Origin of the sequence: Aliidiomarina shirensis (assembly GCF_003987345.1) — a bacterium.
Lineage (GTDB): Bacteria > Pseudomonadota > Gammaproteobacteria > Enterobacterales > Alteromonadaceae > Aliidiomarina > Aliidiomarina shirensis.
In genome coordinates, this window is the sequence record NZ_PIPP01000001.1 from 150,227 (window position 1) to 175,131 (window position 24,905).

The following is a 24,905-nucleotide window of genomic DNA, read 5'->3' on the forward strand; positions in this document are numbered from 1 at the left end:
ACACACATATCGGCACATGGTGCGGGGTGCTCAGGTTGCTTCAATGCAATATGGGTCGCAACATGGGATATGTGGAGGCATAACCCCTTACAAAGGAAAATTTATCATGGCAAACGTGTCAATGCGCGACATGCTTAAAGCTGGTGTTCACTTCGGTCACCAAACTCGTTACTGGAACCCTAAGATGAAGCCTTTCATCTTCGGCGCTCGTAACAAGATCCACATCATTAACTTAGAATCTACTGTGCCTATGTTCAACAAGGCATTAGATTTTCTTCAGCACACAGCTTCTAACGGCGGCAAAGTATTGTTCGTTGGTACTAAGCGTGCAGCTGCAGAGCAAATCAAAAACGCGGCTATCGCATCTAACCAATTCTACGTAAATCACCGCTGGTTGGGTGGCATGCTGACGAACTGGAAAACTGTGCGTCAATCGATCAAACGTTTGAAAGATTTGGAAGTTCAAAGTCAAGATGGCACTTTCGAGAAGCTAACCAAGAAAGAAGCGCTAATGAACACGCGCGAAATGGAAAAGCTTGAGAAGAGCCTTGGCGGTATTAAAAACATGGGCGGCTTGCCTGATGTTATCTTCGTGATCGACGCTGACCACGAACACATTGCAATCAAAGAAGCGAACAACTTAGGTATTCCAGTTGTAGCCGTTGTTGATACGAATTCTTCACCAGATGGCGTTGATTACGTAATTCCAGGCAACGATGATGCGATGCGTGCTATTCAGTGCTACTTAGGTGCTGCGGCAACTACGATCAATGAAGGTCGCCAGAAAAATGGTGCAGAAATCACTGCAGCTGACGATTTCGTTGAAGCTGAAGAAGATAGCGCCGAGTAAGACTGCGAAAACGGCCTGGAAGCAGGCCGTTTTTCAATAGTTTCGCGGGGCCCGGTATTAAGCCCGGGCCAGACATGAATCCTGAACACAGAGGATAGTATCATGGCAATTACAGCCGCAATGGTTAAAGAACTGCGCGAGCGTACTGGCGCAGGTATGATGGATTGTAAAAAAGCTCTCGAAGAAGCGAATGGCGATATCGAGCTAGCGATTGAAAACATGCGTAAGAGTGGTCAGGCAAAAGCTGCTAAGAAAGCCGGCCGAATCGCTGCTGAAGGCGTGATTTTTGTAAAAACTGAAGGTAACGTAGGTACACTAGTTGAAGTAAACTGTGAAACCGATTTCGTTGCTCGTGATGCAAGTTTCTTAGCGATGGGTGAGCAGATCGTTAATGCTGCATTCGCGAATAAAGAAACTGACGTTGAAAATCTGAAAAATACTCAGATCGATGGCGGCAGCATTGAAGAAGTTCGTAGCAATTTAGTTGCTAAAATTGGCGAAAACATGAACTTGCGTCGTGTCATTACTGCGGAAGGCGGTGATGTTGCAGCTTCTTATGTTCATGGTGGCCGTATTGGTGTGTTGGTATTGTTAACTGGCGGTAGCGAAGATCTTGGTAAAGATGTAGCCATGCACGTTGCAGCAAGCAACCCACAATTCGTGAAGCCTGAAGATGTAGCTGAAGACGTGATTGCAAAAGAACGCGAAATCCAAATTGATATCGCAATGCAATCAGGTAAGCCAAAAGAAATCGCTGAGAAGATGGTTGAAGGCCGAATGAAGAAATTCACCGGCGAAATCAGCTTAACAGGTCAGCCTTTCGTAAAAGATCCTTCAAAAACTGTTGGCGAATTGCTGAAAGAAGCAGGCGCTGATGTACTTACTTTCGTTCGTTTCGAAGTAGGTGAAGGTATTGAGAAGAAAGCAGATGATTTTGCTGCTGAAGTACAAGCCCAGGTAGCAGCGGCGCAAAAAGGTTAATCAACCGTGGCGACAATGCCTTTGCGAAGCAACACCTAATCATAACCGCGCTTTGCTGTTGCAGCAGGCGCGGTTTTTTTTAACCTGAAAACGGAAGCCAAAGATATGAGTACAAATCCGAAACCAAGCTATCGCCGTGTGTTACTAAAGTTAAGTGGTGAAGCCCTGATGGGTGCCGAGCCGTTTGGTATCGATCCAAAAGTTCTTGATCGTATGGCGCAAGAAATTAAGGAAATTCTCGAACTTGGTGTTCAGGTTGGCCTTGTGATTGGCGGCGGAAATTTATTCCGTGGCGAAGGTTTGGCTAAAGCTGGTATGAACCGTGTTGTAGGCGACCATATGGGTATGCTAGCAACGGTTATGAACGGTTTAGCTATGCGTGATGCATTACACCGAACATATATTAATGCGCGGTTGATGTCGGCAATAGAACTGGCGGGTGTTTGTGATAGTTATAACTGGGCAGAAGCGATCAGCTTGTTAAAATCAGGCCGTGTTGTGATTTTCTCGGCCGGTACCGGCAACCCGTTCTTTACTACCGATTCAGCGGCGTGTTTGCGTGGCATTGAAATTGAAGCAGAAGTTGTTCTCAAAGCTACCAAGGTAGATGGTGTATACTCTGCAGACCCGGTAAAGAATCCAGAAGCAACGAAATATGATATTTTGGATTATCAAGATGTATTGAAGAACGAATTGAAAGTAATGGATTTAGCCGCATTTACTTTAGCGCGCGATCATAGCTTACCGATTCGAGTTTTTAATATGAATAAGCCAGGTGCATTGAAAGCCGTGATTATGGGTGAAGATGAAGGTACACTAATCACTCATGTAAAAGATTCAAATAAATAATTAGGAAGAGGATCCCATAGTGATCAACGAGATAATTGCCGATGCGAAAGATCGCATGAGTAAGAGTGTGGACGCACTCGCAGCACAAATGTCGAAAATTCGTACAGGTCGTGCCCATCCGAGCTTACTCGATGGCGTGATGGTGCCTTATTATGGCAGTGATACGCCATTAAAGCAGTTGGCGAACATTACCATTGAAGATTCTCGCACTCTTGCTATTACCGTGTTCGATAAAGGTAGCTCTGGTGCTGTAGAAAAAGCGATTTTAACCTCCGATCTGGGTTTAAACCCAGCTGGCGCAGGCAATGTGATTCGCGTGCCACTTCCACCACTAACCGAAGAACGCCGCCGTGATTTAGTTAAAATCGTGCGTGCAGAAGCGGAACAAGGTCGTGTAGCGGTTCGAAACATTCGCCGTGATGCAAATAGCGATATCAAAGAACTTTTGAAAGAAAAAGAAATCACAGAAGATGATGATCGTAAGGCGCAAGATAATATTCAGAAGCTTACCGATGATTTCGTGAAGAAAGTTGATGAGTTATTAGCCAGTAAAGAAGCTGAGTTGATGGAAGTTTAAGCACTTACCATCTACCTCGTTGGAGGATAACGCCGTGTCGGATATACTTACGCGGCGTTTATTTTTTGTAGGATAAGAATGACAGGGAAAAACACTACATCAGAGTCGATTCGGTTGCCTCGGCACGTTGCTATCATTATGGATGGCAATGGGCGCTGGGCAACATCGCAAGGGAAACGGCGAACCACTGGGCACCGAGCTGGTGCTGAAGCTGTCCGCCGCGCGATTTCGTTTGCGCGCCGGAATGGTATTGAAGCGCTCACGTTGTTTGCCTTTAGTAGCGAAAATTGGGGCCGGCCTGCGCGTGAAGTCACTGTACTTATGGAATTATTCATGGGCGTGCTGAAACGAGAAGTTACAGAGCTTGCCGAGCACAATATTCGTCTATGTATTGTTGGCGATAAATCAGCGTTCAGTGCGCGTTTACAAAAGCAAATTGCGGCAGCCGAGAACAAAACGGCTCACTGCACGGGAATGATTTTGAACATCGCGGCTAACTACGGTGGCCGTTGGGATATCACGCAAGCCGCTAAACAGGTGGCGCTTCGAGTTGCCGCAGGGGAGCTCGAGCCAGCGGATATCTCAGAACATGATATGGCCGCAGGCATGTGCTTAGAGGGGCAGCCAACGCCTGATTTGCTTATCCGTACGGGTGGCGATATTCGTGTAAGTAATTTTTTATTATGGCAATTAGCGTATGCAGAACTGTACTTTACTGATGTACTCTGGCCTGATTTTGATGAAATGACGTTCGCTGCCGCTATCGATTGTTTTGTTCGACGCGAGCGGCGTTTTGGACTGACCAGCGCACAAATACAAGAACTAGCTGGATCAGGGAACCTGTAAGAGGGCTAATTTTTGCTTAAACAACGTATTCTAACTGCAGCAGTGCTTATTCCTTTGGCACTTGCAGCAATCTTTTTGCTGCCGTTACCGTCATTTGGATTAGCTATTACTGCGGTGCTTGCGCTTGCCGCGTGGGAATGGTCGCCGCTAATGGGGGTTCGTAATGTTGGCGGGCGATTAGCTTATACAGCATTAACTACGGTCATTCTTGCAGCCGTTTATTGGCTAACCCCGATTGGGGGTATTTGGTCAACAGAAGGGATGGTCGATTGGCTGTATTATATCGTTTTAATCGGTGGTATTTGGTGGCTATTAGCTATCGCACTCGTGTTCAATTTCCCGCGGAGTAAAGCGCTATGGCAACGTAGCCGTTTATTTGTTGGTGCATTTGGCATTCTGATTTTGGTGCCCGCATGGGTTGCATTAATGACACTGCGGTCGCTGAATTACGATAGCAATCCAATGTTTGGCGCTTGGGCGGTTCTTTTTGTGTTTGTTCTTGTCTGGGCAGCTGATGTTGGTGCTTATTTTGCAGGAAAGCGGTTTGGCCGCCATAAATTAATGCCAAACGTGAGCCCAGGAAAAACCATGGAAGGGTTTATCGGTGGCGTTGTGCTCTCGGTTATCGTGATGTATGCGGTTTCTCTTATTATTGATGTGCCGAGCGATTCCATGCTTGGGTATTACATTATTGGCGTAGCTACCGTTTTAGTGTCCGTGTTTGGGGATTTAAATGAGAGTATGTTTAAACGTTGTGCGGGAGTGAAAGACAGTGGCTCCATACTTCCAGGCCATGGCGGTATTCTTGACCGTATCGATTCGTTAACCTCTGCTTTACCTATATTCTTGCTCGGATATCTTTGGTTGATTCATTAATGCCGTTGCTTAAAACTGAACAAACTCGAAGTATGAAGAAACCAACCGTGATCACCATTCTGGGCGCAACCGGTTCGATTGGGTTAAATACACTTGATGTAATCGGTCGCCATCCCGATGATTTTCAGCTGTTTGCCGTTACTGCGCATAGCCGCATTGATGAATTACTCTCGATTTGTAAACGTTTTCAACCGCTTTATGCCGTAGTGGGTTCGCAAGCCGCTGCTGAAACGTTACAGACAAAATTGCAAGAACAGCATATAGCTACTGAAGTACTATTTGGCGAAGCCGCGTTAGTGGATGTGAGCGAAGCCAGTGAAGTTGATACGGTTATGGCAGCGATTGTTGGTGCCGCCGGTTTGTTACCTACGCTAGCGGCTGTAAAAGCGGGTAAGCGCGTATTGCTTGCGAATAAAGAAGCGCTAGTTATGAGCGGGCAACTGTTTATTGATGCGGTACGCGAATCAAACGCACAATTATTGCCGGTAGATAGCGAGCACAATGCAATATTTCAAGCGTTACCAACGGCTGTTCAGCACAATTCGGTATCTACCGATTTCGCTGCGCACGGAATAGCTAAAATTTTACTGACCGGTTCAGGTGGCCCATTTCGGGAAACACCACTTGCTGATCTAGCAACCCAAACACCCGCAGCGGCTTGTGCTCATCCTAATTGGGATATGGGGCAAAAAATTTCCGTAGATTCAGCAACGATGATGAACAAAGGCCTTGAGTACATCGAAGCGCGTTGGTTATTCAATTGCCAACCGCAGCACATTGAAGTGGTACTGCATCCACAAAGCGTTATTCATTCCATGGTGCAATATGTTGATGGCTCCGTTATTGCACAACTAGGCCAGCCCGATATGCGCACACCTATCGCTTATTGTTTAGGATATCCAGAGCGGTTGGCCAGCGGGGTAGCAAATCTTGATTTTGCGAATATGGGCGCACTCACGTTTGGTCAAGCCGATGCCGCGCGTTATCCGTGCTTACAATTAGCGATTGATGCTTGCTGGCATGGGCAGGCGGCTACCACTGCATTGAATGCTGCAAATGAAATAGCGGTAGCTGCATTTTTACAGGGAAATATCCAGTTCGGTGATATCGCGAAAATATGTGAAAGCGTACTTACACAGGCAGATATGCCAGCGATCACCAGTATTGAAGCAGTGCTTGATTGCGATGCAAATGCACGCCGTATAGCGCGTTCGCTCATTCCAAGGGGGCAATAGTGGAACAGGTATTATGGTCGGTTGGCGCGTTTATCGTGGCTTTAGGCCTTGTGGTTACCTTTCACGAGTTCGGTCATTTTTGGGTGGCTCGTCGTTGTGGCGTAAAGGTGCTTACCTTTTCTATTGGGTTTGGTAAGCCATTATTTCGCTGGAAAGGCAAAGATGGTACTCAATATCAAATCGCTATGGTGCCGCTGGGCGGTTATGTGCGGATGCTGGATCATGAAGTTGATCCTGTGAGTAACGACGAGATTTCAGGTAGCTTCCGAGCGAAATCAGTGGGCCAACGTTTTGCGGTTGTGGTGGCCGGCCCGATGGCGAATTTTATTTTTTCGATCGTTGCACTTTGGTTGATGCTGATGATTGGCATGCCAGCTTTAAAACCTGTGATTGGTGAGATTACCCAGGGAAGTATCGCGGAACAAGCGGGGCTAGTGCAGGGTTCAGAGATTACGGCTATCGATAACCGAGATGTGCAAGATTGGCAAGATGTAAATATGGCGCTTGTTCGCCGCATTGGTGACGCAGAAACTACCTTTAGAATTCGTGAACAGAATGGCGTTGAGCGCGATGTTCAGGTATCGTTACGGAATTGGAATTTTGATCCCGACAGCGATTCCACCCTCAATAGTTTGGGGATGGATGTTTTTCGCCCTGCGATTACCTCAACGATTGCCATGATTGCGGAAAATAGCCCTGCTAGCGCAGCTGATTTGCGTGTTGGCGATAAAATTATTGGGATTGATGGAACTCAATCGCTTAATTGGGAACAAACAAGGGAGCTTATTGCGGCAAAACCAAATTCTGAGAGTTTGTTGTTGATTGAAAGAGATGGTCGGCAAGAGCAAATTGCAGTTACGTTTGGTGAGTTAGAGGGCCGCGGTTACCTTGGGATAGGCACTGAACAAGAAGCGTATCCCGATGGTTACATATTTACCTTGCAGCATGGACCGGTGCAAGCATTCGCAGGAGGCGTTGAGCGAACTTGGCGGCTGATGGGATTAACCCTCGGGATGCTTAAGAAGCTCGTTACCGGTGATATTGGCGTGAATAACCTCAGTGGCCCGGTAGGCATAGCGCAAGGAGCAGGAGCGCACGCTAGCTATGGTTTGGTATATTTTCTCAGCTTTTTAGCACTGATTAGTGTGAGTTTAGGCGTTTTGAATCTATTACCTATTCCAATGCTTGATGGTGGGCATTTGCTGTTCTATGCGATTGAATGGGTTCGTGGTAAACCTGTTCCTGAACGAATTCAAGAACTTAGTTTTCGAGTAGGGCTGTTGGTTCTGGTAACTCTATTAGTGGTTACATTGTTTAATGATATTGGCAGGCTTATCTCGTAATGAAATTATCTAACAATAAGACGTGTTGCATGACATTGAAAAAGCTGTTTATTGGAGCTGTATTAGTAGGGACGGGGCTGAACGCACAAGCTTCTGATTCATTCATAGTTGACGACATTCAAGTTCGAGGTTTGCAGAGGGTAGCATTGGGTGCTGCATTAACCTATGTGCCTGTTCGCGTTGGTGACGAAGTTACGCCTGCGCGCATTCGTCAAATCATTCATGAACTGTATTCTTCGTCTCACTTCGATGATATTCAAGTGTATCGCGAAGGTGATTCTGTTCTCATCCGTGTTACGGAAAGACCAACCATTAACGAAATTCGTTTTGAAGGAAACAAAGACCTTAAAGACGAACAATTGCTCGATAGTTTGCAAACGAGTGGTGTTGCGGTTGGTGAATCGCTAGACCGGACAATTATTTCGGCACTGGAAAAGAATCTTGAAGATTTTTATCACAGTGTGGGTAAATACAATGCCAAAGTTCGTGTGCAAATCGTAAACTTGCCTCGTAACCGTGTTGAGCTTCGATTTGACTTCCAAGAAGGCCCAGCCGCTGAAGTTGCGCAAATTAACGTGATCGGTAACGATTCGTTTGAACGTGATCAGTTGCTTGATCTCATGGAGTTGCGAGATCAATTGCCATGGTGGAACTTAATTGGTAAGCGGAATTATCAACAACAGCAGTTGATGGGTGATATTGAAAATATAGAATCATTCTACCGCAACCAAGGTTATTTGCGCTTTGAAGTTGATTCAGTGCAAGTAGCGATGACACCAGAGCGCGAAGGCATATACATATCACTGAACTTCGAGGAAGGTGAGCAATATAATATTGATGGCACCGAAGTACTCTCGGAAATCCGTGACGATGAAGAATTCTTAGGCCAGTTTGTGGAATCGCTTGATGGCCGCCGTTACAGTTTGCAAGAAATCACTAGTATTGAAGAAGCATTAAAAACCTATTACGGACGTTTAGGCTACGCCTACACGGAAGTAAATACGGTTCCGGAAATCAATGACGATAACAAAATGGTTAAACTTACGTTTGCCATTGATCCGGGCCAGCGCGTTTACGTTCGCAGAATTGCATTTGAAGGCAACGACGCAACCAAAGACGAAGTGCTGCGCCGTGAGATGCGTCAGATGGAAGGTGCTTGGTTGAATGAGATGCTTGTTGAAACTGGGAAAACGCGGCTTGAGCGTTTAGGCTTCTTCGAAACCGTTGAGTACGATACGGTGCGAGTGCCAGGCCAAGATGATCAAGTGGATTTAGTTTTCCGGGTAAAAGAGCAGCCTTCAGGTAATATCGGTGCAGGTATTGGTTATGGCGATTATGCGGGTTTCAGCATGAATGCGTCGATCAGCCAAGAGAACTTTCTTGGAAGTGGTAACCGAGTTGCATTCGTAGTTGATACCAACCGCTATTCGAAAAACGTGCAATTACAGTTTGTGGATAATTATTTCACAGATGATGGCGTGAGCTTAGGTGGTTCAATTTACTACCAAGATTTTGATGCGGGCCGAGCAAACTTACAGCAATATAATCAAACCTCGTACGGTATTGCCGGTGATATGGGCTTCCCGATTAACGAGTACAACCGTATTAACTTTGGTTTCGGGTACAGCCGTAATGGTATCACCCAGTTAAACCCGTACGATCAAATACGGGCGTTTTATGATAAATACCGTGATGCGGATAACAGTACTGCAGCGTTAAACTTCAGTAACTATAACTTATCGGCGGCATGGCAGCGGGTTACTTTGAACCGCGGTATGTTCCCAACAGCGGGTTCAAGTAACCGTTTGAGCGCTAAAATTACAACGCCAAACAGTGATTTACAGTACTTTAAACTTGATTACTCGTTCCGCCATTACAAGCCGTTAGATGAAGATCATAACTGGGTACTCATGACACGCTTCAAGGCAGGTTACGGTAATGGTTATGGCAGTGATGGTGATTTAGATTATACCTTACCGTTTTGGGAAAACTTTTACGGTGGTGGTAACGATAACTTACGTGGGTTCGAGCAGAATCGGGCGGGACCGCGCGGGTTAATTCGTCGTCCACAAACTATTCAAGGGCCACCTGATGAAAACGGGAACCCAACGCAAATAGTATTGGGGCCGGAATATGATCAAATCGAAGTTGCTCGTTTCGCTTCTATTGGTGGTAACGCATCACTTACCGGTGGATTAGAATTAATCGTGCCAACACCGTTAGTCGGTGAGGAAAGTAAAAACTCCGTGCGAACCAGCGTTTTCGTTGATGTTGGTGCGATTTGGGATACTGAGTTTAACTACAATGAATACCGTGATCTGACAGTAGCAGGTGATGGTGTGTTGTGGGATTACAGTAGCCCACGGAACTATCAAGCATCTTATGGTGTCTCGGTACAGTGGTTATCACCTATGGGTGTATTAACCTTTAGTTTCGGTATCCCGATAAAATCATTGGATACCACTGCTGAAGATAGATTTACCTTCAATATTGGTACATCTTTCTAACGGTAAAATGTTCTCTGCGAGTGGTTCTGGGCTTGCATTCATGGAAGCTCAGTTATACCGTAGTAGAAGTTAAATTTAGTAAAATATGGTTTAGCACTTTTAATCAAGCGGTAGTGAATTAACACATCTCGGTTTTTTTAAGAATACTGAACACACTTAAATGAAAAAAGAGGAAAGAACTTTGAAAGCAGTAGCTATTACCTTTGCAGCCTTAATCGCATTAGTTGCCACTATGGTGCCAGCGCAAGCGCAAGATTCATCACCTAAAGTAGCGGTGATCGACGTTGCCCGTGTGTTTGCTGAAATGCCAGAGCGTGACGAAATTTCTAACAAGCTGGAAGAAGAGTTCGCTGAGCCTATGGCGCAACTTCAGCAGTTAGAAGAGGAATTTGAAGGCTTACGTGAGCGTTTAGAACGCGATGAAGCTATCATGACTGAAGAAGAGAAAGTTGCAGCGCAAAATGAGCTACGTCAGCGTGCTGCTGGTCTTCAACGTGGTGGCGAGCAATTAAACCAGTACATGCAGCAGCGTGAAAACGAAGAGCGCAATGTGCTTCTAGAGAAAATGTTTGTGGTTGTTGATGCCTACGCGGAAGAGCAAGGCTTTGATTTGATCATGGATAAAGGCCGGATGCTATACAGTGCTCCAGCTCTTGATATCTCTGACGCGATCATTGAGCGTCTAGTTCAATAAGCATTATTCTGTAGATATTGTGCATTAAACGTTTAGAGTAAACGTTGTACAGTAAACACTGCCCAATTACCTTACGCGTTAATTCTCGCGCAAAGGAATTGGGCGGTAGTAAATACAAAAGGAAATGCAATGACGCTGAATGAGTTAGCAGCGAAGATCGGGGCAACAGTTCGCGGAAATGGCGAACTAACAGTTACCGGTCTTGCCACACTCGCGAACGCCGGCCCATCTCAGGTCGGCTTTCTTGCGAATGAAAAGTACAAAACGCAATTAGCTACTACGCAAGCTGGTGCGGTTATTATTCATCCTAATCAAGACGATGCAGAAGTGCTTGCAAACGCCTTGATTTCAGAAAATCCATACCTTTCCTACGCCTACGCAGCTCAAGTTTTTGATGATGCACCAAAAGCATCGTTAACAATCGATGCGCGTGCGAGCGTGGCGGAAACCGCAACCTTAGGTGCTAATGTTAGTATTGGCCCATTTGCGGTTGTTTCTGCCGGTGCAGTTATCGGCGATAATGCCATTATCGGCGCAAATTGTTTTATTGGTGAAAACGCACAAGTAGGCGCGGATACCCGCTTATGGCAGGGCGTAACCCTTTATCACAAGGTAGTGCTCGGAGAACGCTGTACCGTACATTCAGGTGCCGTAATCGGCGCTGATGGCTTTGGTTGGGCCAGTGAAAACGGAAAATGGGTTAAAATCCCTCAGCTCGGTAGTGTTGTGGTAGGTAACGACGTTGAAATTGGCGCCAACACCACAATCGACCGAGGCGCGCTGGACGACACGGTGATACACGATAATTGTATTATTGATAACTTGGTAATGATTGCGCACAACGTACAGATCGGCGAAGGCACGGCTATTGCAGGCCAAACCGGTATTGCGGGTAGTGCTGCTATTGGCAAAAACTGTTTGATAGGTGGGGCTACTGGTATCAATGGCCACATTCAAATAGCCGATGGCGTGCAAATTCACGGTATGACAATGGTGACAAAAAGCCTTGATAAAGGTGTATATGCCTCGTCTTTACCGGTTGTCGATCAATCTACTTGGGCAAAATCAGGTGCTCGGGTACGTCAATTACCGGAATTATTTCTCCGTGTCAGAGCAATTGAGAAAAAATTAGAGAACTCATAAGGTTGAGCTGAGGAGATTACTTTGACCGATATTACAACTGAAACGCAAGCGCTGCCGGGATTTGATATTAATGAAATTCAAAAGATTTTACCGCACCGTTATCCATTTGCGTTGATCGACCGAGTTATTTCTTACACCCCCAATAAATCGTTGCATGCGATTAAAAACGTAACCATGAATGAGCCGGTGTTTATGGGGCACTTTCCCGGAATGCCAATTTTCCCAGGTGTTTTATTATTGGAAGCGATGGCCCAAGCAACGGGGCTTTTGGGTTTTAAGATGATGGAAAGTGGTGTTGGCTCAAACGAAATTTATTTATTTGCTGGTATTGATAATGCTCGTTTTAAGCGGCAAGTTATTCCTGGTGATCGTGTCGATTTTCACGTTGAATTTGTAAAAGAAAAGCGTGGGATTTGGAAATTCACTGGAAAAGCATCGGTGGATGGCGAAGTGGCCTGCGTAGCCGATATTATGTGTGCCAGAAGGACAACCTAATTGATTCACGAAACAGCAATTATTGATAAAAGCGCGCGTATTGGTGCCAACGTAAGTATTGGTGCGTACAGTGTTGTAGGCCCTGATGTGGATATTGGTGATGATTGTATTATCCATTCTCACGTCGTGCTAAAAGGCCCAACGCGAATTGGTCGTGGTAATCATATTTTCCAATTCTGTTCGATTGGCGAAGATTGCCAAGATAAAAAATTCAATGGTGAGCCTACTGAATTAGTTATTGGCGATCGGAATGTATTTCGCGAAGCCTGCACGATTCACCGGGGTACCATTCAAGATAATAGCTTAACTCAGATTGGTAACGATAACCTGTTTATGGCCTATGTGCATGTAGCCCATGATTGCATGATTGGTAGCAATAACATTTTAGCGAACAACACAACGTTGGCGGGCCACGTTCACCTAGGTGATTATGTTATTTTAGGCGGTTTTACCGGTGTTCATCAGTTTTGCAAAATAGGTTCGCATTCGTTTGCCGCCGTGAGTTCGGTGGTGGTGCAAGATATTCCGCCTTATGTAATGGCACAGGGGCATAATGCACGGCCACGCACGATAAATAGTGAAGGCTTGCGCCGCAGAGGCTTTAGTGCTGAGCAAATTCAAAATATTAAACGCGCATACAAACTTTTATACCGTAGCGCATTAACTATCGAAGAGGCTGCCGCAGCAATTACCGAGCTTGAGGAGCCGTTGCTGGATGATTTTGTGCAGTTTGTGAGCCATTCTGAGCGGGGCATTATTCGTCCGTGAACCTGATACAGAAAGACGCAGCAGAAACGTTATTGGGCGCTGAAGAGCGCCCTTTATCTATTGCAACCAGCAAAATTCTGATTGGCATTGTAGCGGGTGAAGCATCGGGGGATATTTTAGGCGCAAGCGTAATGGAAGGGATACGCCAGCAATTTCCTAATGCCGAGTTTATTGGGGTAGGTGGTAGCCGCATGCAAGCACAGGGCCTTACCTCGCTGTTCCCAATGGAAACCTTGTCGGTGATGGGGTTTATTGATGTACTAAAACAACTTCCGGGCTTACTTCGTGCCCGCCGCTTAGTGGTAAAAACTATGTTGGCGCAAAAGCCGGATGTGTTCGTAGGAATTGATGCGCCGGATTTTAATTTACCGATTGAAAAGAAGCTGAAACACAAAGGCATACCAACAGTTCACTACGTATCGCCATCGGTATGGGCGTGGCGGCCGAAACGAATTTTTGGTATTGCGAAAGCAACCCATATGGTGCTCGGTATATTGCCGTTTGAGGCTGATTTTTATGCCAAGTACGATGTTCCGTTCACCTATGTAGGCCACCCGTTAGCGGATCGTTTTCCGTTCGATTCACCCAAGAACGAAGCGCGTGAAACGCTGAACTTGGCTACCGATAAGCGTTACGTAGGCTTACTGCCAGGCAGCCGGGGCAGTGAAGTTGGTCACTTGGCAGCACCGTTTATTGAGGCCGCAGCGATCTTGCAGAAAAAAGATCCGGAACTTCAGTTTTTGGTTCCGCTGGTAAATGAGCAACGTAAGGCACAATTTCTTAGCGCCTTAGACGCCTCTGGTCATACTTTGAATTTACACATGTTCAGCGGCCAAAGCCATGAGGTAATTGCAGCGAGTGATGCCACGATCTTAGCCTCCGGTACTGTTGCTCTTGAGGCCATGCTGATAAAGCGCCCGATGGTTGTGTGTTATCGGTTTGGCTGGTTAAATTTTCAAATTGTAAAACGCTTTGTGCGCGTAAATTATTTCTCGTTACCTAATTTGCTACACGCCGGATTATTTGGCGATCGGGAACCAACACAAGAATTAAAAGATAACGGCCCACTAGTAAAAGAGTTATTGCAAGATGAGGTTTCAGGTACGGAAATCGCAGCCGCTATCGAACCTTTGCTGAGCTCGGATAACGCGCAGCTATATGCCCGTTATTATGAGCTTCACCAACAATTACAACAAAATGCTGGAGTACTATCGGCAAATGCTGTTCTTGCCTTAATTGATACGAAGCACTCACCCGAGAACCAGAATCGCATCGCTTAGAAAGTTAACACCAAGGGCGAAAACAGCAGAATAGCCATTTCACTAACAAAATACCCCTGTAAAACCTTTTGAACCGCTAAGTTCTCATTCGCTATCGAACCTAGCTGCTTGAACTCGCTCATGTGAACCTTATCTTGTTTATTCGTATGCTAAATATGAATGAACTTCTTTTATGCTATGCGTTTAGTGAATATAAGGTTTTCGCCCAGCGGTTTGTTACTCTTTTCTTAGCACCCTATACTACAAATTCACTGAATTGGAGGATGTAATGGGTTTATTAGTTGATGGCCAATGGCACGACAAATGGTACGACACTAGCAAATCGGGTGGGCGTTTCGAGCGTTCTGAATCGCAGTTCCGGAATTGGGTTACCGCTGATGGTAGCGCAGGTTTAACTGGAAAGGGCGGATTTAAAGCAGAATCTGGCCGCTATCATCTGTATGTTTCCTTTGCCTGCCCTTGGGCACATCGGACACTCATTTTCCGCAAGTTGAAAGGCTTGGAAGATGTTATAACGGTTTCTGCCGTAGCACCAGAGATGCTAAGCAACGGTTGGGAATTTCGCGCTGGCACTGATCTTGCGGATCCATTGTTCGACTCCAAATTCATGCATCAGATTTATACGCGTGCTGATGAAAATTATAGTGGCCGGGTAACGGTTCCGGTTCTCTGGGATAAACAGAAAAACACGGTGGTGAGTAATGAATCGGCCGATATCATTCGTATGTTCAACAATGCATTTAACGATATTACCGGTAATACCGATGATTACTATCCGCAGGAATTACAAGCAGCTATTGATGAAGTAAACGGCTTTGTTTACGACAATATCAATAATGGCGTATACAAGAGTGGTTTTGCGACCACGCAAGAAGCGTATGAAGAAGCCTTTGATAATTTGTTCAAAGCGCTTGATCAAGTTGAACAGCAGCTCGCCGGTAGCCGTTATTTAGCGGGCTCAGTGCTTACTGAGGCTGATTGGCGATTATTTACAACGTTAGTGCGCTTTGATGCGGTTTACGTGGGGCATTTTAAATGTAACCAGAAGCGTATTGTCGATTATCCAAATATTTGGAACTTCGTGCGCGATTTGTATCAAGTGCCGGGCGTTGCTGAAACCGTGCGCATGGATCATATAAAAACGCATTACTATGTGAGCCACGATATGATTAATCCAACTGGCGTGGTACCGAAAGGTCCGGAAATAGATTTCACCGCGCCACATGATCGCAATAAATTTGGCGGCTAAGCTAAAGATGAAAGGAGTTTGCACATGGCAAGTTCAATAGTTAAACATCGAGTACGTGGGATGCCGGCACAAGATGGCGCAGGAGTGAAACTCAAACGCGTTATCAATCAGCCTTCGTTCCGACATCGGAACCCGATTTTGATGCTTGATGAATTTAAATCGGATGATCCAAATGATTATATCGCTGGTTTTCCACCGCACCCGCATCGAGGTTTTTGTACCCTAACTTATATGTTAGCGGGCAATATGGCGCACGAAGATTCAACCGGTAATAAAGGTGAAATCAGCACGGGCGGATTGCAATGGATGAAAGCTGCCCGCGGGATGATTCATTCGGAGATGCCAAAACAGAAAGATGGCCTGATGTGGGGTTTTCAATTGTGGTTAAATCTTCCTGCTGCTGAGAAGATGAGTGATCCAGAATATGCCGATATTCCGGGTGATGCAGTTCCAGAAGTGGCGCTTGAGGGAGGTGTTGTACGGGTATTATCGGGTGAATTCAACGGCCAAACGGGGCCCGTAAAGGCTCCGGGTCGAGAGTTTCTTTACCTTGATTACCGTTTACCTGGTGATGTAACGGTTACATTGCCGCAACAACATCAGCAAACACGCCTGTTGTATGTTTATCAGGGTTCGATTACGGTAGATGGCATAACGGCCAACGAAGGCGAGTTACTTGAACTTGATGCAGATGCGGATGTGCCATTAACAACGGGAAATGAAGGTAAGTTCTTGCTCATGGCCGCGAAGCCAATTGGTGAGCCTATTGCTCAATATGGCCCTTTTGTAATGAATACTGAAGCCGAGTTACGCCAAGCGTTTGCGGATTATCAGAGTGGTAAACTAACCGCATAAATTGGTATTTAGGTTGTAAGCGAAGCTAAGCTGAGGAGCTTATCGATAAATATGAACGATATCTCGGTATTTCTTGATAAGCTCTGGCTACAACAAGGCGTAAGCCAACACACGCTATCGGCGTACCGCAGCGATCTTGTACATTTCCAAAATTGGCTGCAGCCGCGCGGTGTTGATTTGGTAGCGGCTTCGCGCCAAGATTTAGAAGATTATCTTGCACACCTTAGTAAAGCGGGCATGCATCCGCGCAGCCAATCACGCTTCTTGAGTGCCGTGCGAAAGTATTTCCGTTACATCCTTCAACAAGGGGTTCGCGCTGACGATCCATGTGCGCATTTGCATAGCCCCAAACAACCCGCGTCGATTCCGAAATCATTATCTGAAGATGCCGTTTCTGCCTTACTCGCTGCCCCGAATGTAACGGAAACTTTAGGTTTGCGTGATAAGGCTATGTTGGAGTTGCTATATGCCACTGGCTTGCGAGTATCTGAGCTGGTGCAATTACAAATGAATGAAGTGAGTGTTCGTCAAGGCTTAGTGCGGGTGGTGGGTAAAGGAAACAAAGAACGGCTAGTGCCGCTTGGCGAGGAAGCCTTGCATTGGCTTGCTGAATATTTGCGGGTAGCGCGGCCAGAGCTAATGAAACAGAATCGCGATGTGGTATTTTTTTCATTACGGGGCCAACAAATGACACGGCAAACGTTTTGGCATCGAATTCGCCATTACGCTGTAATTGCTGGCTTACCTGAAGGGATCTCGCCACACCGGTTACGCCATGCGTTTGCAACACACCTTTTGAATCATGGAGCCGACCTGCGGGCGTTACAAATGCTGCTTGGGCACTCGGATATTGCAACTACGCAAATTTATACAGAAGTAGCAAAGGCTCGCTTGAAGCAACTACATGAGCAACATCATCCGCGCGGCTAGTGTTACCTCAGGTGGCAATGCTAGAATGCAAACTCACACCGCTTTGTAGGTAGTTTATTTCGTGAGTAGTTCAATTGAAGTTCGCCGCCGAACCCCACAATCAACGCCAGAGCTCCCCGCTAACATGCCCAGTGTATTGCAGCGTGTTTATGCCAACCGCGGTATAAATCACGTTGATGAGCTGGATTTATCTGTTAAAGGATTGCTGCACTTTAATCAATTAACCGATTGCGAGAAAGCCGCAGAGCGCATCGGTCAAGCGATCATAGCAGGTGAAAGTATTTGTATTTGCGGTGATTTCGATGCTGATGGTGCCACGAGTGTGGCGCTGTTGATGTCTTTTTTCCGTTCTATTAATCATTCGAAAGCCTTCTATCTCGTGCCGAATCGCTTTTCTGATGGGTATGGATTATCACCCACGTTAGCGCAATATGCGCATACCGAAGGTGCGAACCTGCTGATTACGGTTGATAACGGTATCAGCAGCCACGCCGGCGTTAGCAAAGCGAATGACCTAGGTATGCAAGTGATTATCACGGATCACCATTTACCGAGTACAGAATTGCCTGATGCTTTTGCTGTTGTGAATCCAAACCGCCGAGATTGTGCGTTTGCAAGTAAACAGCTTGCGGGCGTTGGAGTAGCCTTCTATTTATTACTGGCTTTAAGGGCGTGGTTTAAACAACAGCAGGCAAACCATGCCGTTGCGTCACTAAAGATTGCTGAATACCTAGATTTGGTTGCGCTTGGCACGGTTGCCGATGTGGTTCCGCTGGATTACAACAACCGAATTTTAGTTCGGCAGGGTTTAGCTAGAATTCGTGAGGGCGTGTGCAGACCAGGAATTACCGCGCTTTTAGCGGTGGCTCGCCGCGAGGCAAGTAAGATAACGGCGAGTGATTTAGGCTTTTCTGTTGGCCCAAGAATCAATGCAGCAGGGCGACTGGATGATATTCAGCAAGGTATCGAATGTTTATTAGCGCAAGATCTCCCAAGTGCGCAGATTTTAGCGTTGCGGCTCGATGAATTGAACCAACAGCGGCGAAAAATTGAAACCACCATGCAGGAAGAGGCGCAAGCATGTTTAGCACGTTTGCAGGTTGATGAGCAGGAACTACCTCTGGTGCTGACGGTGTTCGATGATCAATTTCATCAGGGTGTTATTGGTATTGTAGCCGGGCGCTTGAAAGAGCAATTTTATCGCCCCGTTATGGTATTTGCTGAAGCAGACGATGGTACTTTGAAAGGCTCCTGCCGATCGGTGGCGGGTGTGCATATTCGCGATTTATTGGAACAAGTGGCTAGCGAATTCCCAGATGTGATTAGCAAATTTGGTGGTCATGCCATGGCTGCCGGCTTAAGTGTACCAAAATCGCAATGGGCCGCATTTAATCGTGCTGTGCAACAAGTGGCTGAGCGCTGGGTAGATGCAGATACGCTCGCGCGCGTGCTTTGGAGCGATGGCGAGTTGCAGGCAAATGAGTTTAATCTTGATGTTGCCGGTGCATTACAGCAGGCAGGTCCGTGGGGGCAGAGCTTTCCGCAGCCTATGTTTGATGGGACGTTTAAGATTATACAAGAAAAGTGGTTGAAGGACGTTCACTTGAAATTAGTTGTGCAGCCGTTTGGTAGCAACGAAACCTTTGATGCGATTGCATTTAATGTTCCGCGGGCGAGTTGGCAATGGAATTCGCCTGCGCAAGCTAATTTGGTATTCAAACTTGATGTAAATGAATTTCGTGGTCAACGTAACGTGCAGTTATTGATTGAACACGTTCAGGCCTAAACGCTGTTGTTTTCTATCGTGATCCGCTAGAATATGCGGCCAGAATTCGTTTGAGGCGCACGCTAATTTTAGCCCGCAAGAGTTAGATAAAAATGCCTGTAGCATTTTGTCTTAACTGCGCTAAAGGCCTTAAAAATTATACTTAAATTGATTATTTCAGGAACTATTGATGCTGGAAAGCAACGCCATAGCCAACCAAATCACCGACCTTAAGCAGCGAGCAGAGCAGCTTAGGGGGTATCTTTGACTTAGAGGTTAAAGCAGAACGCCTCGAAGAAGTTGAACGTGAACTTGAAGATCCCGCCGTTTGGAACGAGCCCGAGAAAGCGCAAGCGCTTGGAAAAGAACGAGCTGCACTCGAAATTGTAGTAAATACCTTGAAAGGAATTGACCAGGGTCTTGATGATGCCCAAGGGTTTCTTGATCTTGCCGCTGAAGAAGACGACGAAGAGATGCTGAGCGAGGCTTCTGGCGAAGTAGATCGTTGGACCAAAGAGTTAGAAAAACTCGAGTTTCGACGTATGTTTTCAGGACCAAACGACCAAGCCGATTGCTATGTAGATTTGCAATCAGGTTCGGGCGGAACCGAAGCGCAAGATTGGTGCAATATCTTGTTGCGTATGTATCTTCGTTGGGGCGAAGCGAACGGTATGAAAACGGAAATCACTGAACTTTCCGAAGGCGAGGTAGCGGGTATTAAATCAGCTACTATTCGGATCTCGGGCGAATACGCATTTGGTTGGTTACGAACCGAAACTGGGGTTCATCGGCTGGTGCGCAAATCACCATTTGATTCGGGTAATCGCCGCCATACATCGTTTGCTTCTGCGTTTGTGTATCCCGAGATCGATGATGATATCGAAATCGATATTAACCCGGCTGATTTGCGTGTAGATACCTACCGGGCATCAGGTGCGGGCGGACAGCACGTAAACCGCACGGATTCGGCAATTCGTATTACCCACGAGCCGAGCGGTATTGTGGTGCAGTGCCAAAGTGATCGTTCGCAACACAAAAACCGTGATTCAGCAATGAAACAATTACGAGCGAAACTCTATGAAATGGAGTTACAAAAGCAGAATGAAGCGAAACAGGTGATGGAAGATTCGAAATCGGATATCGGCTGGGGTAGCCAAATACGCTCGTATGTTTTAGATGATTCAAGAATAAAAGATTTACGCACGGGCGTTGAAACACGAAACACCCAAGCGGTGTTAGACGGTGATTTAAATCGCTTCTTGCAAGCGAGTTTAAAATCAGGTTTGTAACACAACAGCACTGTATGGATGCAGTCGCTTACGCGGTACTGCATCATTAGATTTGAAAGCGCGGTAATGACCGCAACCATGAATACTTTAAGGAACCAATATGTCGGATAAGCAGCAGCCAGAAGCCCAGGATTTGAACCAACAAATTCGCGAGCGCAAGCAAAAGTTGCAACAACTGCGCGAAGCTGGAAATCCGTTTCCAAATGATTTTCGCCGCGATAGTTTAGCGGCAGATTTGCATGCAGCGCACGGTGAAAAAGAGGGTGAGCCGTTACTTGCCGAAGGAGTGCGGGTAAGCATTGCAGGCCGTATGGTACTGCGCCGTATTATGGGCAAAGCCAGTTTCGCTACCTTACAAGACATGAGTGGCCAGATTCAGATATACGTTGCGCGTGATAATCTTCCCGAAGGCACCTATAACGATGGCTTTAAGAAATGGGATTTAGGCGACATCGTAGGTGCTAGCGGTGTTTTATTTAAAACTCGGACGGGCGAGCTTACTGTGCAAGTGGATGAAATCAAACTGCTGACCAAAGCGCTGCGTCCATTACCGGATAAATTTCATGGCTTAGCTGATCAAGAAACACGGTATCGCCAACGTTACCTTGATTTAATTGTGAATCAGCAATCGCGTGAAACCTTTGTTATGCGCAGTAAAGCGATTGAATACATTCGCCAATTTTTGAATACGCGCGCGTTTTTAGAAGTAGAAACGCCGATGATGCAAACAATTCCAGGTGGTGCTTCGGCTCGGCCTTTTGTTACTCATCACAATGCCCTAGATATGGATTTATATCTTCGTATAGCACCTGAGCTTTATCTCAAGCGTTTAGTAGTGGGTGGCTTCGAAAAAGTATTTGAGATAAATCGAAATTTCCGGAACGAGGGCTTATCAACTCGACACAACCCGGAATTCACCATGCTTGAGTTTTATTGGGGCTATGCGGATTATCATGACTTAATGGACCTTACTGAAGAGATGGTTCGAGGTTTATGTAACGAGTTACTGGGCACCACTGAGGTTACATATCAGGGCGAGCAGTTTGATTTTGGTAAGCCATTCGCGCGTTTAAGCGTGGTAGATGCCATTTTAAAATACAATACTGAGCTTGCTGAAGCCGATGTGAATGATTTAGCGAAAGCCACAGCTTATGCGGAAAAAATTGGCATTAAAGTGCAGAAGAGCTGGGGCTTAGGTAAAATTCAAATCGAAATATTTGAAGAAACGGCGGAACATCAATTAGCTCAGCCTACATTCATAACGGCTTATCCTGCTGAAGTATCTCCGTTAGCTCGCCGGAATGATGATAATCCGTTTGTTACCGATCGGTTTGAATTTTTTGTGGGTGGCCGCGAAATTGCGAACGGATTTTCGGAATTGAACGACGCCGAAGATCAGGCTGAACGTTTCCAAGCGCAAGTTGAGCAGAAAGAAGCGGGTGATTCAGAAGCAATGTTCTATGATGCTGATTATGTTACGGCATTAGAATATGGTTTGCCGCCAACAGCTGGCGAAGGTATTGGTATCGATCGATTAGTGATGCTATTAACCGATTCACCATCTATTCGCGATGTATTGTTATTCCCACACATGCGAAATCAGAAGCCAGAGTGATTTAATAAAATCTCTTTGATAGAAGGGTATGATGAAGCCTCGAAACAACTTTGTTTTGGGGCTTTTTTAACTCTGCTCTTTGAGCCAAGCGTTGAGTTCATCTATAAACATGGGTTTGCTAATCTGGAAACCTTGCACCATATCAAAACCCATTTCCGCTACAATATCGAGTGTTTCTTCGTTCTCAACGCCCTCGGCAGTGGTAAGCGCACCTGTTTGTTGTGCTAAACGAATTGCTGCTTTCACTAGAAATTCAGATTCTTTCGATAGGGTAAGTTGTTGAGTAACCGATATATCTACTTTAATTTCATGTAAATGTAAGCGCTCAATAATAACCGATGTTGTATCGCCGGTGCCAAAATCATCAAGAGCAATTTTGAAACCAGCAACGCGGAATTGTTTAATTAAATCAATAAATGTATCAATATCGTCGCTAACCACTGCTTCAGAAAAATCGAGAATAATCTGATTTGGTGATATTCCGTAATCTTCACAGATAGCAATAAGCGAATCTAAAAAATTAGAATGCTTAAACGACAGTGGGCTGATATTCACGGATAGCGTGAGCGCGGGCCGTTGCAGAAGTAATCTTTTAAACTCGGGTAATGCCTGATGTAGTATTTGTAATGTTAATTGGTCGATCACATCGCGCTTTTCTGCGATATGAATAAAATCAGCAGGTGGAATGAAGCCATATTTCGGATGTTCCCAACGCGCAAAAATCTCCAGCCCAACAATCCGGCGTGATGTGGCAAGCTGTCTTGGCTGGTAGGCAACCGAAAATTGCTCTTGTAATAAATCAGCCGATAAGTGCTTTTTTGCGATAGGCATCGTTAATATTTTTGTTTGTTCTGATGTCATGTTTATTTTCCATTACCACATCAAGCTCTAGTGCGGATGTACAACCGTCCTTGATTGTTTACATTTTGGTCGAAAACCCCCTAATACGCAATACATGCTAGGCTTTGAATAACGCGTGTTTACGGCGCTAATTAACTTGATTCAAAAAAAAATGGCTCCCGAAGGAGCCATTTTATGAATAAATCAGTAACTTACTGATTATTACTCGTGTTCAACGCCGCCTGGACCGTGAACATGACCGTGTGATAATTCTTCCGCAGTTGCTTCACGAACATCAACAACTTTCACTTCAAAGTTAAGGTCAACACCAGCTAACGGGTGATTACCGTCGACGGTTACTTCGGTATCATTTACTTCAACAACCATTACTGATTGTTCGCCATGGTCAGTTGTTGCGCGGAATTGCATGCCAGGGTTTACATCCTGGTCACCGAAAAGATTCCGAGGAACAGTTTGGATAAGACCATCATGACGCTCACCGTATGCATCGGCAGCAGAAATATCCGCGTTGAGCTCTTCACCGGCTGTTTTACCTTCAAGTACTTTCTCAAGCCCTGGAATTAACATGCCACGACCAAAAATAAAGGCCAACGGGCGCTCTTCTGCAGATTGATCCAAAGTTACACCTTCACCATTTTTTACGGTGTAGTGGATGGTTACTGCTTTATCTTGACTGATGGTTTCACTCATTGATTGATTCCGTTTCGTCTGATTTTGGGCAGGGGGTGAATTTACTGTCATCCTGCCCTTTAATGCGCAATTTCGCCTGTGCATCAAGATCACTTGGTAACACGGCTTGAATTGCAATGACATCGTTATCATAACGCACTGCGCTGATAACTGCACCTGCGCGGCGCCAGTTTTCACCTAACTGTATCTCAAGTTGGTCTGCTGGCCCCGGCGTAGATTTCGAGTTGCCGATTAAATGGGTTAATCGGCGTTTGTTTTGGCCTTTGTAATGGGTTCTAGCAATGGTTTCTTGGCCAATGTAACAACCCTTTTTGAAGCTGACCCCACCCAAAGTATCGAGGTTCAACATTTGCGGAATATATGTTTCCTGCTGAATCGCCTCAAAATTGGGCCATCCGTTTTCTATTTGTAATGCATGCCAATATGTTTCTGGCATGAATTCACGATCTATCGCAAAGGAATTCGCGGCGACACAAAGATAAACAGAAGGGGCAAGCCGCAATATATCAATATTCTCGTTGGACGTATGATCCGCTGTTGGGGTTACACCCGTTAGTGTTGCGAGTTCTTTCTCGGCGGTTTCGCCGGCAACCAAGAAACAGCGAAAATCGCTGCTCTCATCGGTAATATCGATCTTGTTGAATACAGAAAACTTTTTCAATTGCGCTAAACTCTGTGCAATCGTTGATGTGTTTTGAGTTAGAACGATACCCTGCGTGGATCGAAAAGCACGAAAAATACTCCAAAGCTTTCCTTTTGCGTCGCAAAGTCCGCCTAAGGTCCAATTTTCTGCACCCAAGTGTTGTAAATCGCACGTGAGCTGGCCTTGTAAAAAACTCTCGGTGTCTGGCCCTGTCGCGGTAATCAATCCCATGTTCGGCAAATCGATAAACAATGCAGGATTGGCTTGGACTATATGGTTGGGTAGTAATCCAGACACATCAACTCCTCGTAGATTATTTGCGTATCGCGTTTATGTTTATATTAGGGTTATAAATCAGCGTTGAAATTGAAGTGGGGATGGAACTTAGTGAATTCAAGGGTAGTTTCTCCGGTAGCGCGCAATTTGTTTTCGTGAGTATTGAAAACAAGGTCAAAACAGATAAATAACAGTAGATATCGCGCCTTTACTAACCTGAGGAGTAGGGGAATAGCCAAGTTACTGTTAGAATAACGACATTGGTTTACCGTGTTTTTTAGGTTACGG

At 45.7% G+C, this 24,905-nt stretch carries 23 protein-coding genes; 20 read left to right on the plus strand and 3 right to left on the minus strand.

Features of this window, described 5'->3' with window-relative positions:
• Nucleotides 1–106 precede the first annotated feature (106 nt).
• The 20 genes from rpsB (at nt 107) to lysS (ending at nt 22,147) form a co-directional block, all read left to right on the plus strand.
• On the plus strand, nt 107–850 hold the full coding sequence (gene rpsB, locus CWE13_RS00680; RefSeq protein ID WP_007419679.1) for a 30S ribosomal protein S2: 744 nt from the start codon (nt 107–109) through the stop codon (nt 848–850).
• Between the two features lie 102 nt (nt 851–952).
• Nucleotides 953–1,831 (plus strand): translation elongation factor Ts, encoded by an 879-nt coding sequence (gene tsf, locus CWE13_RS00685; RefSeq protein WP_126805426.1) that lies wholly within the window; start codon nt 953–955, stop codon nt 1,829–1,831.
• 105 nt (nt 1,832–1,936) lie between these two features.
• Nucleotides 1,937–2,680 (plus strand): UMP kinase, encoded by a 744-nt coding sequence (gene pyrH / locus CWE13_RS00690; protein WP_126805427.1) that lies wholly within the window; start codon nt 1,937–1,939, stop codon nt 2,678–2,680.
• Between the two features lie 19 nt (nt 2,681–2,699).
• A complete protein-coding gene (gene frr, locus CWE13_RS00695) occupies nt 2,700–3,257 on the plus strand; it encodes a ribosome recycling factor (protein ID WP_126805428.1) in 558 nt (185 codons plus the stop codon).
• Between the two features lie 78 nt (nt 3,258–3,335).
• Nucleotides 3,336–4,103 carry a polyprenyl diphosphate synthase gene (gene uppS / locus CWE13_RS00700; RefSeq protein WP_126805429.1) on the plus strand — a complete coding sequence of 256 codons (768 nt, stop codon included), beginning with the start codon at nt 3,336–3,338 and terminating at the stop codon, nt 4,101–4,103.
• Between the two features lie 12 nt (nt 4,104–4,115).
• Complete coding sequence (locus CWE13_RS00705) at nt 4,116–4,979, plus strand: phosphatidate cytidylyltransferase (RefSeq protein WP_126805430.1); 864 nt, start codon at nt 4,116–4,118, stop codon at nt 4,977–4,979.
• A gap of 32 nt (nt 4,980–5,011) precedes the next feature.
• Nucleotides 5,012–6,214, plus strand: coding sequence for a 1-deoxy-D-xylulose-5-phosphate reductoisomerase (gene ispC, locus CWE13_RS00710; RefSeq protein ID WP_126806116.1), 1,203 nt, complete (start codon nt 5,012–5,014; stop codon nt 6,212–6,214).
• On the plus strand, nt 6,214–7,557 hold the full coding sequence (rseP, locus tag CWE13_RS00715) for a sigma E protease regulator RseP (RefSeq protein WP_126805431.1): 1,344 nt from the start codon (nt 6,214–6,216) through the stop codon (nt 7,555–7,557). The genes ispC and rseP overlap by 1 nt, the downstream gene beginning before the upstream one ends.
• A gap of 29 nt (nt 7,558–7,586) precedes the next feature.
• Nucleotides 7,587–10,064, plus strand: a complete 2,478-nt coding sequence (bamA, locus tag CWE13_RS00720; protein WP_126805432.1) for an outer membrane protein assembly factor BamA — start codon at nt 7,587–7,589, stop codon at nt 10,062–10,064.
• Between the two features lie 181 nt (nt 10,065–10,245).
• A complete protein-coding gene (locus CWE13_RS00725; protein WP_157980913.1) occupies nt 10,246–10,758 on the plus strand; it encodes an OmpH/Skp family outer membrane protein in 513 nt (170 codons plus the stop codon).
• Nucleotides 10,759–10,887: 129 nt separating this feature from the next.
• Nucleotides 10,888–11,901, plus strand: a complete 1,014-nt coding sequence (gene lpxD, locus CWE13_RS00730) for a UDP-3-O-(3-hydroxymyristoyl)glucosamine N-acyltransferase (protein WP_126805434.1) — start codon at nt 10,888–10,890, stop codon at nt 11,899–11,901.
• A 51-nt stretch (nt 11,902–11,952) separates the two neighbouring features.
• Entirely contained in the window at nt 11,953–12,396 is a 444-nt protein-coding gene (gene fabZ, locus CWE13_RS00735) for a 3-hydroxyacyl-ACP dehydratase FabZ (RefSeq protein ID WP_126806118.1), read from the plus strand.
• Nucleotides 12,397–13,164 carry an acyl-ACP--UDP-N-acetylglucosamine O-acyltransferase gene (gene lpxA / locus CWE13_RS00740; RefSeq protein WP_126805435.1) on the plus strand — a complete coding sequence of 256 codons (768 nt, stop codon included), beginning with the start codon at nt 12,397–12,399 and terminating at the stop codon, nt 13,162–13,164.
• 59 nt (nt 13,165–13,223) lie between these two features.
• A complete protein-coding gene (gene lpxB / locus CWE13_RS00745) occupies nt 13,224–14,444 on the plus strand; it encodes a lipid-A-disaccharide synthase (RefSeq protein WP_420837030.1) in 1,221 nt (406 codons plus the stop codon).
• Nucleotides 14,445–14,712: 268 nt separating this feature from the next.
• Nucleotides 14,713–15,693: a glutathione S-transferase family protein gene (locus tag CWE13_RS00750; protein WP_126805437.1), complete on the plus strand. Its 981-nt coding sequence runs from the start codon at nt 14,713–14,715 to the stop codon at nt 15,691–15,693.
• Nucleotides 15,694–15,717: 24 nt separating this feature from the next.
• Nucleotides 15,718–16,548, plus strand: a complete 831-nt coding sequence (locus CWE13_RS00755) for a pirin family protein (RefSeq protein WP_126805438.1) — start codon at nt 15,718–15,720, stop codon at nt 16,546–16,548.
• Nucleotides 16,549–16,599: 51 nt separating this feature from the next.
• The gene (xerD, locus tag CWE13_RS00760; protein ID WP_126805439.1) at nt 16,600–17,478 is read left to right on the plus strand and encodes a site-specific tyrosine recombinase XerD; all 879 of its coding nucleotides are present in this window, start codon (nt 16,600–16,602) and stop codon (nt 17,476–17,478) included.
• A 61-nt stretch (nt 17,479–17,539) separates the two neighbouring features.
• Complete coding sequence (gene recJ / locus CWE13_RS00765; RefSeq protein ID WP_198677868.1) at nt 17,540–19,264, plus strand: single-stranded-DNA-specific exonuclease RecJ; 1,725 nt, start codon at nt 17,540–17,542, stop codon at nt 19,262–19,264.
• Nucleotides 19,265–19,433: 169 nt separating this feature from the next.
• Nucleotides 19,434–20,532 (plus strand): peptide chain release factor 2 gene (gene prfB / locus CWE13_RS00770; protein ID WP_126805440.1). Its coding sequence is split into 2 segments (ribosomal slippage): nt 19,434–19,508 and nt 19,510–20,532, totalling 1,098 coding nucleotides; the frame shifts between segments, so codons are not numbered across the junction.
• A gap of 100 nt (nt 20,533–20,632) precedes the next feature.
• Nucleotides 20,633–22,147, plus strand: a complete 1,515-nt coding sequence (gene lysS, locus CWE13_RS00775) for a lysine--tRNA ligase (RefSeq protein ID WP_126805441.1) — start codon at nt 20,633–20,635, stop codon at nt 22,145–22,147.
• A 66-nt stretch (nt 22,148–22,213) separates the two neighbouring features.
• Here lysS and CWE13_RS00780 read toward each other — a convergent pair whose 3' ends face one another.
• The 3 genes from CWE13_RS00780 to ygfZ all read right to left on the minus strand — a co-directional run bounded on the left by CWE13_RS00780 (nt 22,214) and on the right by ygfZ (nt 24,638).
• Nucleotides 22,214–23,008 carry an EAL domain-containing protein gene (locus tag CWE13_RS00780; protein WP_126805442.1) on the minus strand — a complete coding sequence of 265 codons (795 nt, stop codon included), beginning with the start codon at nt 23,006–23,008 and terminating at the stop codon, nt 22,214–22,216.
• Nucleotides 23,009–23,209: 201 nt separating this feature from the next.
• Nucleotides 23,210–23,698, minus strand: coding sequence for an FKBP-type peptidyl-prolyl cis-trans isomerase (locus CWE13_RS00785; protein ID WP_126805443.1), 489 nt, complete (start codon nt 23,696–23,698; stop codon nt 23,210–23,212).
• On the minus strand, nt 23,691–24,638 hold the full coding sequence (gene ygfZ, locus CWE13_RS00790) for a tRNA-modifying protein YgfZ (protein WP_126805444.1): 948 nt from the start codon (nt 24,636–24,638) through the stop codon (nt 23,691–23,693). Before ygfZ ends, CWE13_RS00785 begins: the two co-directional genes overlap by 8 nt.
• Between the last annotated feature and the right edge of the window lie 267 nt (nt 24,639–24,905).

Excerpts from the sequence above, each read along its gene's own strand:
- CWE13_RS00785 (WP_126805443.1), bottom strand. The coding sequence starts at position 23,698 with ATGAGTGAAACCATCAGTCAAGATAAAGCAGTAACCATCCACTACACC.
- rpsB (WP_007419679.1), top strand. The coding sequence starts at position 107 with ATGGCAAACGTGTCAATGCGCGACATGCTTAAAGCTGGTGTTCACTTC.
- tsf (WP_126805426.1), top strand. The coding sequence starts at position 953 with ATGGCAATTACAGCCGCAATGGTTAAAGAACTGCGCGAGCGTACTGGC.
- lysS (WP_126805441.1), top strand. The coding sequence starts at position 20,633 with ATGTCGGATAAGCAGCAGCCAGAAGCCCAGGATTTGAACCAACAAATT.
- CWE13_RS00750 (WP_126805437.1), top strand. The coding sequence starts at position 14,713 with ATGGGTTTATTAGTTGATGGCCAATGGCACGACAAATGGTACGACACT.
- uppS (WP_126805429.1), top strand. The coding sequence starts at position 3,336 with ATGACAGGGAAAAACACTACATCAGAGTCGATTCGGTTGCCTCGGCAC.
- xerD (WP_126805439.1), top strand. The coding sequence starts at position 16,600 with ATGAACGATATCTCGGTATTTCTTGATAAGCTCTGGCTACAACAAGGC.
- bamA (WP_126805432.1), top strand. The coding sequence starts at position 7,587 with ATGACATTGAAAAAGCTGTTTATTGGAGCTGTATTAGTAGGGACGGGG.
- CWE13_RS00780 (WP_126805442.1), bottom strand. The coding sequence starts at position 23,008 with ATGACATCAGAACAAACAAAAATATTAACGATGCCTATCGCAAAAAAG.
- ispC (WP_126806116.1), top strand. The coding sequence starts at position 5,012 with ATGAAGAAACCAACCGTGATCACCATTCTGGGCGCAACCGGTTCGATT.
- CWE13_RS00755 (WP_126805438.1), top strand. The coding sequence starts at position 15,718 with ATGGCAAGTTCAATAGTTAAACATCGAGTACGTGGGATGCCGGCACAA.
- lpxD (WP_126805434.1), top strand. The coding sequence starts at position 10,888 with ATGACGCTGAATGAGTTAGCAGCGAAGATCGGGGCAACAGTTCGCGGA.
- pyrH (WP_126805427.1), top strand. The coding sequence starts at position 1,937 with ATGAGTACAAATCCGAAACCAAGCTATCGCCGTGTGTTACTAAAGTTA.